This window comes from Dolichospermum sp. UHCC 0260 (genome assembly GCF_009711985.1).
In the GTDB taxonomy this organism is placed as follows: Bacteria; Cyanobacteriota; Cyanobacteriia; order Cyanobacteriales; family Nostocaceae; genus Dolichospermum; species Dolichospermum lemmermannii.
In genome coordinates this window covers 19,354-29,986 of record NZ_VIKZ01000057.1, presented here as the reverse complement: position 1 = coordinate 29,986, position 10,633 = coordinate 19,354, and the positions used below count along the sequence as shown (strand labels likewise).

Annotated in this window: 7 protein-coding genes and 1 pseudogene; 5 read left to right on the top strand and 3 right to left on the bottom strand. The window is 35.3% G+C overall.

Translation table 11 applies throughout. The features are described from left to right. Positions 1–253 precede the first annotated feature (253 nt). The 3 genes and pseudogenes from FJR08_RS18840 to FJR08_RS18830 all read right to left on the bottom strand — a co-directional run. Positions 254–553: pseudogene (locus FJR08_RS18840) on the bottom strand (IS4 family transposase); the annotation flags it as partial. 545 nt (positions 554–1,098) lie between these two features. Further along, positions 1,099–3,321 (bottom strand): bifunctional serine/threonine-protein kinase/ABC transporter substrate-binding protein, encoded by a 2,223-nt coding sequence (locus FJR08_RS18835; protein WP_168634190.1) that lies wholly within the window; start codon positions 3,319–3,321, stop codon positions 1,099–1,101. Between the two features lie 127 nt (positions 3,322–3,448). After that, positions 3,449–3,880, bottom strand: a complete 432-nt coding sequence (locus FJR08_RS18830; protein WP_168634189.1) for a hypothetical protein — start codon at positions 3,878–3,880, stop codon at positions 3,449–3,451. Positions 3,881–4,449: 569 nt separating this feature from the next. Between FJR08_RS18830 and FJR08_RS18825 the strand changes: the two genes are divergently transcribed. The 5 genes from FJR08_RS18825 (at position 4,450) to FJR08_RS18805 (ending at position 10,621) form a co-directional block, all read left to right on the top strand. After that, the gene (locus FJR08_RS18825) at positions 4,450–5,964 is read left to right on the top strand and encodes an iron uptake porin (protein WP_168634188.1); all 1,515 of its coding nucleotides are present in this window, start codon (positions 4,450–4,452) and stop codon (positions 5,962–5,964) included. A 175-nt stretch (positions 5,965–6,139) separates the two neighbouring features. Then, positions 6,140–6,637, top strand: a complete 498-nt coding sequence (locus FJR08_RS18820; RefSeq protein ID WP_168634187.1) for a hypothetical protein — start codon at positions 6,140–6,142, stop codon at positions 6,635–6,637. Positions 6,638–6,737: 100 nt separating this feature from the next. Further along, complete coding sequence (locus FJR08_RS18815) at positions 6,738–8,117, top strand: MarR family transcriptional regulator (protein ID WP_168634186.1); 1,380 nt, start codon at positions 6,738–6,740, stop codon at positions 8,115–8,117. Positions 8,118–8,128: 11 nt separating this feature from the next. Further along, positions 8,129–9,673, top strand: coding sequence for a DUF1822 family protein (locus FJR08_RS18810; protein ID WP_168634185.1), 1,545 nt, complete (start codon positions 8,129–8,131; stop codon positions 9,671–9,673). 597 nt (positions 9,674–10,270) lie between these two features. Continuing rightward, positions 10,271–10,621, top strand: a complete 351-nt coding sequence (locus tag FJR08_RS18805) for a hypothetical protein (RefSeq protein WP_168634184.1) — start codon at positions 10,271–10,273, stop codon at positions 10,619–10,621. Positions 10,622–10,633: the final 12 nt, after the last annotated feature.

Sequence of the window (10,633 nt, the reverse complement as noted above, 5' to 3'; positions counted from 1 at the left end):
ATTATTTAACAACAAAGCCTCCTCTATTCTTTTAGAGGGGGTTTTGTTTTCGGTGGCGATTTTTTAGCGATGACTACTACGAATAAAGCTATCGCTACTTGTATATTTTGTATATTTATGCCTAAGCTTTGGAAAAAGCCTATCCAGATGCTCATAAACTGTCAATTAAAGAGGGTAAACTTGCTAAATTTGGGGCTGCTGACAGCTAGATAATTTCTACCCATAAATAGACAAAACTAACAGAAAGTCTATATAATTTATGAAAATAACGGTGCTGTTCTCGATTCAGTTGTTTTGGTGTTAAAGATTGTCTAATCCAATATTTTATCAATGGAAACCATAATAATTTTACGCAGAGTTTACCTATTCCTAAAAATCTTTGTAGATTACGTTTCCTGCTTTCATATTTAATTGGTTGGGGAAACAAGCTGGCCAATTTCGACAGTTTTACTTGGCGATGAGCTTGTATTAATAACAACAATATTTCTAACGTCAAATACTGCTGTTCACTCAAATGCTTTCGGAAAATTGTTTCATATGATTGTGGTAACATTTTTTTCTTTGGGGCTTCCTTGTCTCTATTTTTTTTACCCCCTTATTTTCTCAAATTATTGCCACATCTCATCTTCAACCGTCTTGTCACCCGTTAAGAGGTAGAACCGAGGGCGTACAGGTAGAGCAAATGATTTTGTTTTATGAAGCCTGTCAGCGTCTTAATCATGAAGGGGAATCCATCACAATGGATGCAATAAACGCCAAAATTAACCAAATATGGGATGAGTTAATAAGTAATGAGTAAATTTTGTTTACAAGGCTTTGTATGAGTTGACATAGACCTAATGGCTATTTATTTATTGTCCATCTGGCTATTCTTGTTATTTCTAGTATTAAAATTCACTATTGTTAGAGTAAATGCGTAGGACTTACATAAAATATTGCTTAATTTAGCGAGAATCTAACCGTTGCCTTGAGAATGGTCGTCGAGAAGCAGGGAGTAAACAAAATGGCACTTTTTGAGTGTTTCCATTAACAAAGATATTTTTGTTTAGCCCCACCATCGCGCTACATCCTGTATGGCATTATTAACTTCTGCTATTCCTACCTAATTTCAATAGGCTCAAATGTACACATATCCCCCTTGGAGGTTACGGTTACAAGTTCCACTGGTTTAATGCGATCGCCCTGGCGATCAAACTTCACTACTTCTTCGTCACCACTTGGGGCAGAAAAATCTGGCTTTGATATGGTTTCTTGAAGACTTTGACGGGTGGGGTTAGGAGTCTTTTTTAGTGCTGAAATAATTGCTGATAATGCGTCGTAGCTCATTTTACTACGCCAACTGACTTCCGCCTTAAACAAGTTACTTGCCGTTTTTACATAAGGTGAATTGAGATGATTTTTAACATTCCAAGGTACTGCTAAAATCATCCCCTGGGAATCACCACAGCCTATACTTAAAGTGTGTTCGTTAATATACAGTGAATTTCCTCCGATCAAGAGAAGTTTTTTACTGTTGGCTTGCATTATTTGTAATGCTTTATCCAATTTAGACGAATCAGCCGCTAACATTATTACGTCAGATCCAGCAGTTTTGGCTTGTCCAACCATCGCTCCGGCTCTAAAATTTGGATCTGAGAAATCAGCTTCATAGGCTATTTTCCCTTTCTCAATCATATATTCATTTATCAATGATTGTCGGAGAGATTTACTATAATTATTTTGGGAATTATAGAAAATAGCTATTGATTTTTTCTGCAATTTTTGACTAACATACCTAGCGAGTGTACCGCCAGCAATGGCATCATTCACTACAGTTCGTTTGATGTAGTCACCTTTACCTGTAAGGTTAGTAGAAGTCGCAGTCGGAGAAATCATTAAGATTTTTTCTTTTTGGTAAATATCACTTGCAGCCATAGAATTATCACTACTTAAATGCCCAATAATTCCCAGTATATCTTGATTATTAGCAACTGCTTGGGCTATTTTTTTGACTGTATTTTGGTCTTGTGAATCATCAACAAGAATTATTTTCATAGGAAGCCCATTAATGCCGCCTGCTGCATTAACTTCCCATTGGGCTTGCGCTAAACCCCTAATCATTTCTTCAGCTTTATCTAAATCATCACTTATTGGCGCAACTACGGCAATTTTAATTGACTTCTTTGAGCCAATTTTAGTATTTTCTAACACAATGATAGCTTGGTCATTTCGAGGATTTTTTTGACGATATTGTTCTAACTGTGAAATAGCTAAAGAAAATTGCTGAGAGTTGATTAATTGATTAATTTGTGTTTGCTCTGGTGTCATATTTTTGTATAAGAAGCCAGTTGTCATTTTGGCTGACGGAGGAAATACGACTGGTATTAATCTAGTAACCCCAATCAATAATCCCACTGCAAAGCAGGGTGTTAGCCATAAAAACCGATTTTTCCATCGCTTATTTTTTGCCGAAGAAGAGGATGTTATGTGAGCAAGAGTCTGTTGCGTTCTTATAGATGATGAAGATGAAGATGATAATGATTTTAATTCTGCGAATACTTCCTTAGCAGTTTGATAACGTGCATTTATTTGGACTTGCAGCATTTTCCTTAAGATTTTTTGAAGTTCAGCACTAATTGTGATTTCTGACCATTTGTATTCATCAGTATTAAGATCAAATAATTCCTCTGGCCGTTTACCCGTCAATAATACTAAAGCTGTCACAGCCAAAGAATACAAATCACTGCTATATTCAGGATTTCCATTTTGTACCTCAGGAGGTGTGTAGCCAGGTTTGAAAATTCTTGTCGATGATGAACCTGAGTTCAATTGGTTTATTGGCTGTTTACTACACCCAAAGTCAATAAGAACTGGTTTTTTGTCTTGTTTACGGCACATAATATTATCAGGAGAAATATCTCGATGGGTGATTCCTTGGAAGTGAACGTATATTAAAACTTTAAGAACGTCTAATAAAAATTGTCTGACTTGGAATTCGGTAAATTCTTCCTGTCTTTCAAAAACACATTCATGATAGGTTTCTCCTTCAATATGCTGTTGAACCAAGAATGAAGCTTGATTATGCAAGATAAATGTGTCAATTAATGTAGGAATTTGATCGTGATTTAACCGACGAAGAATTTTAACTTCTCGTTGAAACAATTCCTGCGCTTTTTCGACTTGTTGAGGATCTGGAGATTGACAGGCAAATTGTTTGATAATAACAAATTCCTCTGAATCTTGATCTTTCGCTAAGTAGGTATTAGCTATATTTCCTATCCTTATTAATTCAATAACTTTGTGGTTATTGATAAAACTGCCGTTACCAAGTATGGTATTCATTGTTTTTCTCCATGTTATCAGTAAAAGTGTAATGCTTTAATGAATAATGAAAATTCTGGGTTTTTAAATGTCTTAAATACATTACAAAAACCAGAATTTCTAACCATTTATTGCCTATAAACAATGACTATTTTGTGTAGATGGCAATAGACTTACCATCATTTAAGGTTCCAATGCATCCAATTCCTTCCGTACTTACTGCACAGTCGAGATATCCTTCAAACCTATTGACAATTTCATTGTTTCTTTTCCACGCTAAGTCTGTAATAGAAAAAGGTTGATCGTTGAGGATTTTATCAGATGCATTTAAACCCATAATCAAGATGAAGCAATTGCTTCTGTTATCGCACAACTGGATATTGCCATTACCATTGCTGAGGAAACCCATAACTAAATAGTTACAATAGTAAACTTTTCCTTCTAATGCTATTGAGCAAACATCTGGATAGAAAGTTTTCGATCTCAAAAAAGGTCTTGCCTGTTCTGCTAATGCTATTTGCAGATTCAAGATAGATAAGCTTGTTCCTGCCAAGAGGATAATTAAAGCTTTTTTCAGCATATATACACCTTGGTATTAATATTTTATGGTTTATTAGTTATTGTGTAAAATAGATTTTTTTATGCAACATTCAAGAAAATAGTTTAGTAATTTTTGACAAGATGGAGAAATATGCAAGAAATTTAATAAACATCTCCATAAATTAAAGGTGCGTTGCCTAGAATCCTTGTAGAGACGTTGTCTCCGAGATTTCTACAGCCTTTGTTGGAGAGGTCTGAGAAGTTCTGACATCCATACCAAATCAAAGCTGTACATCATTTGCATATTTTCTGGCTTCGATCTCAATACTTAATTAAGTAGCCATCATCAACTGCGTACACCAGGGGGGATGAAAAAAACTTCTTATTCCCCTCCTCGCAAGCGGGGAGGGGTTAGGGGTGGGGTCTTATTTTCAAGTCAGAGGGGGCTAATTAAATATAAGCTAGGCAATGCCCATGCTAAATGTTACTCGCCTTACAAAAAGCTGTTTTTGGGCAATACCCACTTGACAACTTGTATGTCGTGTTTAATTAACTACCTCTACTTAATAAATTGCACGGAAGATAGTAATTCAAGAAGTAGGAGGAGTGATGTTGAAGAAAATAATTCGTCTGTTTTTCCAAGCCATTATAGTTTTGATATTGCCAAGTGCGGTTTTAGCTCAAGAGACTTTAGTTTTAGATGCTTCTGATTCTCTTAATCAAATTACCAATGTCAGCCAGTTACAAGACGTGCAACCAGGCGACTGGGCTTATCAAGCACTACGGGGTTTGGTGGAACGTTATGGTTGTATTGCTGGATATCCTGATGGGACATTTCGGGGTAATCGAGCTTTAACTCGTTACGAATTTGCAGCAGCTTTGGATACTTGTTTACAGCAAGTACAACAATTGATTGATTCTGGAACAGCTAACCTAGCTACAAAGGAAGACCTAGAAACTTTAAGTCGTCTAAATCAGGAATTTAAATCAGAATTAGCAATTATTGGAGCAAGAGTTAGCAAATTAGAGGAGAGAACTGATGTTTTGGAAAAGAATCAGTTTTCTACAACGACTCAGTTAAAAGGAGAAGGGATCTTTGCGCTAAGTTTTACGGATAAAGGGGAAGTAACTTTCAGCGATCGCGTCAGACTCAATCTTAATACCAGTTTTACAGGGAAGGATCTACTGAGAATTCGTCTGCAAGCCAATAATGTTCCCAATTTATCTGGGGTGACTGGTACTGATATGAGTCGGACATCTTTTGATGCGGGGAGCAACAACAGTATTTTACTCAATGAACTCTACTACAGATGGAGTGATGGAAAAAAAATCCAATTCTGGATAGGTACAGCAGGTTTAGATATTGATGACGTTTTCAATCCATACAATCCCAATTTAAACCCTAGTGGCACAGGAACAGTAACTCGATTTAATCGTTATAATCCTTCTACCCATCGAGGACCCGAAGGAGCAGGTGTAGGATTTCAATATCAATTGGGCAAGAAAGCCGATTTAATAGCCCTTTACCTCACCGAGCCGAGTCAGACTAGTGACCCCAATCAGGGCTTTTTCAATAGCAATTTTAGTACAGGTTTACAACTAAATTACAAACCTACTGAGAATCTAAGTTTTGGTGTGGCCTATTTGCACACCTACTATAATCAAGGCTCAGTCAACCTTGTTAGTAGTACCGGAAGTCCTATTGGGAAAGATCCCTTTCAAGGAAAGGCCGCAGCCAGTCAAGACGGCTTTGGTTTAAATGCAGATTGGCAAATTAACAATAAGTTCCAGGCTGGCGGTTGGATAGGTTACTCTCAAGCAAATGCACAGGGAATTGATTCTCAAGCCGAAATATGGAACTGGAATGCTCACTTTTCTGTGCTTGATGTTGGCAAAAAAGGCGGTATTCTTTCCTTAGCAGGAGGTCAGCTACCTCGTGCTGGCTACGTCAAAGGTTTTCCGGCTGATAAAGATACTTCTCATCTTGTGGAAGTACAGTACAAATATCCTGTTAACAACAATATCACTATTACTCCAGGATTTTATGCAATTTTCAGTCCCGATCATAATAACAGCAACGATCCTGTTTATGTAGGAGTTGTGCGGACAACATTTAGTTTTTAACTAATTCATCATTGCAGTATCTAAAACTTTGTAGAGACATGAAATGGTACTTTGTGCCGCTTCGCTAATATGTCTCTACATTTTTTTTACAAAAACAAAAAATAATTAGCTCATGCTGCATATTTTGTGAATCGTGAACCAATGATCTAATAGATAAGCATTGAGGAGAATACCAATGAGACTGCCAAAAAATCCACTAAATATTAGTTTTTTTATTGCTGCTGTGATATTTACTTTTTCTCCACCAGTTATAGCCAAAACCCCTGAAACTCAATCTAATCAAACTCCTGTCAACCACAGTCTTATTGCTCAATCTGATTTAACCAGACCAAATGAGTCTTTTGACGTATCATGGGTTATACAATGGAGTGTTAGCGGTATCGTACACCGTAGTATTTTAAACATAAAAGGCTATTCAGGAGTTTCCATGACTACCTATTGGAATGCTGATACTCAAAAAAACGAATGCGTAACCCAGGATGTTGAACTTTATGATTCTCCAGATGGGCTAATCATTTATGGTTATAAACCTCGCTATTGCTTCACCAATACCAAAAACAAGATGTATGCGGCCGATAATTTTATCGTTGCACGAGATGGTGGTGATTTGCGAGCTTTTGTCGTAGACGATAGAGGTGTAAAAGCTGCGGTAAGAATTGAAAATCTCAAATAAATTATACGGGGGATAAAACCCCCATAAACTAGCTTGGATTGGCACTAATTAAAGTAAAGTAATACTAATTGTCTGTGGTGTGAAAAGGGGTAATCTAGTTATGCGTCATCGTCGTTTAAGTTTCAGTCCATATCCAATTTTGGTTTATGGTTCTACGGTAGAGCCGTCTGCAATTTTGGTTTGTTGTTTTACGATCAAGCCATATACAGTTTTATATTTAAATATTGTTTTTACTTTAATAAGAAACTTCAGAACAGAACTGTATCAGTGGTTATATTGGCGTTGCCAAATAACCGTAAATAAATTTCTTTCAACAATACCAGATGATGTTAGAAACAGCGTCGATAACCATTTGTTAATCTCTGCTCAAAATTCTTTATCCTCAAAAGAATTTGCACCTGAACTATTTATTCAAGATTTTGACTTTAATAGATATACTTATGACGAAAGTGTTGATCAGATTACATTTCGGATTCTTACTGCTTATGTTGATCGTAAAATTAAATGCCAGCTTTTCCCTATTCTCAGAGAATTTACAGGAGATAATACCATAGGCCATACCAATGTAGGGATAGCTGCAAGAGCGAGTTATCCAAAAGTACAAAAATCCTTAAAAAGAGCAGGATATAATGATGAAAAAACAAAACAATATATGTTTTTTTTCAACAGGTTTAAAGAAGTAAGAAACAGTGAAATATCACCGTCTCAGCTTGCTATCAATGAATGGACTGAAGATAATTATCAACGAGTAGCTGATAGATATAATGAAATAAAACCAGAACATTGGGAACGTATTAAGGGCGCACAAGCAAGAACAATGTTAGAGGAAATTGGACAAGCAATAAGAGATTATGAAAAATCATTTATAGCTAGTCGTACTGTAAACATAGATGATCATAGCATTGAAAGTAAAGTGATTAGTCCAGAATATGATCGCTCCTTTACATCACATCTATGCGATTTTATTCGTGATTTATTACCTAGACTAGATCGCAAAAGTAACCCAAAAATAAATAGAGGAATAATCTTTGCAATCTTAAATCATGGGTTCGACATTGATCAACGTCAAATTGCGGAACAATATGGAATAAATCAGTCTAATGTTTCCCGTCCTTTGAATGAATTATATAAAGAAATAGCAAATATGTATTTTAAATCTTGCCATACCCAGGCATCATCTGAAAAATTAGCATTGTTTATAAAGCTTTTGAAGAATAAAGCAGTGGATGGGATAGAGGTAGATATGCCAATTTTAAGCAGAATTTTTGCTGATGACTTTGAACAAATTTTTGAACAATTTTTTAGAGCATATATTGTTACATCAACTACAATAATTGAAATGAAGACAAATATTATGATTTCAAAAGTTGAGCATCAATATAACATTAATTTAGATGAGGTTGATAAAAAGTATCTATCTCACTGGATAGAAAAAAAAATTGAATCATCCTTAACTTCAGTACAGCAAAAGCACAAATAAGAGATAAAACCATGAATATCAATTTTAATCAAATCAACAATCAAGAGGAAGTAATTATGCTGAATATAGAAGAATTAAAAAGCTTTTACTCAGAGCATCTGTGGATTAAAATTAGTGAGCAAGATAAAGAAGAAGCCGAAGCTAATACTATTTACTATGCTAATCAAACAGGGCGTAATTATGCTTTTGTAAATTATCTTTGTCACAAAGTATTCAGTAAATGGGTTAAAGAATATCAGGAAATAGAATCTAACAATAAAGTTTTCTCCAGTGATAACAACTTGGCAAGAATTTGGCAATTTATTAATGGTTCAGTTGTCAATATTCATGACAAACGTTTGATTTTAATACCAAGTGATGCCACAGATTTAGAAGGTTTTGAAGTTCAGCAAGAATGGGTAGATATTCCTAATTTAGCAGGGGATTATTACTTACCTGTGCGAGTAGATTTAGAAAGAAATTATCTACATATTTGGGGTTTTATCTCTCGTAAAAATTTACAGAAAAGAGCCGATTATGATAAGCTTGATAAGCTCTATATTGTGTCTAGCGGTGATGTAATTGATGATATAGAAACTCTGTGGATAGCTTTAGAATTGTATGAGGAAAAAGGTGATTTTGAAGCTTTACCTAGTTTAACAGAATCTGAGGCAGCAAAATTAATTAAAACTTATAGTCAACCTTTACCTTATTCTCCACGTTTGAAAGGTAATTTTCAGGAATGGATGGCTTTGTTAAACGAAGAAGAATGGTTAAAAAACCTTGATTTAGAGATGTTGATTAAATCACCTGATCGTCCTCTTGCTATATTTTTAGAACAATTGTACCAAACAGAACCTGCTAAGATAAGAACGAAACCAACCTTAAAAAAACAGGAAAAGGCTATTTATAGAAGTGGTTTACCAATACCATCAAAAATAGAAAAACATCCTAAGATAAGAACGAAACCAACCAGAGAAAAACAGGAAAAGGCTATTTATAGAAGTGGTTTACCAATACCATCAAAAATAGAAAAACATCGTGGTTTTTCAGTTTATGGCGTAATTTTAGATACAGAAGAAAAAATCGATCGAGCCATCAAAAATTTACTAGCTAAATCAGTACAAGAGATTGTACCTGAAAATCTCGAACGTGAAGATATTTTACTAGACCTTTTATTAAATGGTAAGCAAGAGATTAGTGGACAAGCGGCTGAAATTTTCTGGGCGATCGCATCTTGTCTTCCTTCTCCCAAAACTAGAGAAATCCACACTAAAGAAATTGAAATCTCCGGTCATCTTCTTTTAGCCAATATAGCTTTTATCAAAGCTCCAAGTCAAAGAATTGCTGTATTACTGCGAGTTCATTCTCAGTTACCCGACTCTTTGCTGCCTAATGGACTGACATTACAGTGGATGTTCCCAGATGCTCAAGGTAACTATATTCTAGAAGGTACACCAGCAGTAGCAGACAAACAAAATTGTATTCAGTTATATTTTTGTGCTGATTGGGGTGATAATTGTGCTTTTCAGATTAAAATGGGACATAAAACATCAGTACAAGGCTTTATCGTTTAATTTGCTTGACATTGGAGGTCAAATATGGTCAAAAAAACAGCCCATCTAAGGCTATTTCAAGGCAATATTACAGAAGGATGTCCCACTATTGAGTTAATAATTTATCAGGGGAAAGACGAAATAGAACGTCGCACCGCTAGATTACCTCAAAACTCAGAACTGTATGAAAGTTTACAGAGTTTTTTATCGCATGAATATGAGCTACCAACAAGATCGTCACGACACACTATGCCAAGATCGGTACAAACAAACCCAGAGCATAATTTAACGAATAAGTTTAATGATTGGCTTAAAAGCGAAGATTTTAAAGAGATGAAATACCTATTTCTCTATCACGCGAGAGGGTTCGATGGTCTCATAATAGAATGTAATCAACTTGAAATTAAGCGGCTCCCCTGGTCATCCTGGGAAATAATCAGGACATATTGCCCCAATATAGTGGTTTCCTACACTTCTTAAACTTTTACTTTATGTGGAAAAACCCTAAAGGCGAATTAGCGAATCAATATTCGCCTTCACTTAAAAATTAAGGATTAACAGAAAGATTGTACTACAGTACCCTTGCTCATTTAATTTACCTGACATTTGAGGATCAATATGAAAAAAATAGCAGTTTTAAGATTTTTTCAAGGAACTATCCAGGAAGGGTGTCCTGCTGTTGAATTGCAAATTTATAAAAATAAACAACTAATTGACAATCGTGTAGGAACATTACCTAAAGGTGAAATTTCCATCACTTCTGGAAAAACATTGGAGGAAAAGTTTGATAATTGGCTTAATAGCAAAGAGTTTGAAAATATGAATGAGTTCTTTATCTCTTACGCTCAAGAAATTGATATGCTCATAATAGAGTCAAACCAACTTGAAATTAAGCGATTACCTTGGTGGCAATGGTCAACAATTAAGAGGTTTTGTCCAAAGATATGTATTGGCTTTACTTCTTACTAATAGTTTAGTAGG

Bases quoted from the DNA above. Each gene is read 5' to 3' on its own strand.
- FJR08_RS18825 (WP_168634188.1), top strand. From the start codon at position 4,450: ATGTTGAAGAAAATAATTCGTCTGTTTTTCCAAGCCATTATAGTTTTG.
- FJR08_RS18805 (WP_168634184.1), top strand. From the start codon at position 10,271: ATGAAAAAAATAGCAGTTTTAAGATTTTTTCAAGGAACTATCCAGGAA.
- FJR08_RS18815 (WP_168634186.1), top strand. From the start codon at position 6,738: ATGCGTCATCGTCGTTTAAGTTTCAGTCCATATCCAATTTTGGTTTAT.
- FJR08_RS18835 (WP_168634190.1), bottom strand. From the start codon at position 3,321: ATGAATACCATACTTGGTAACGGCAGTTTTATCAATAACCACAAAGTT.
- FJR08_RS18830 (WP_168634189.1), bottom strand. From the start codon at position 3,880: ATGCTGAAAAAAGCTTTAATTATCCTCTTGGCAGGAACAAGCTTATCT.
- FJR08_RS18810 (WP_168634185.1), top strand. From the start codon at position 8,129: ATGAATATCAATTTTAATCAAATCAACAATCAAGAGGAAGTAATTATG.
- FJR08_RS18820 (WP_168634187.1), top strand. From the start codon at position 6,140: ATGAGACTGCCAAAAAATCCACTAAATATTAGTTTTTTTATTGCTGCT.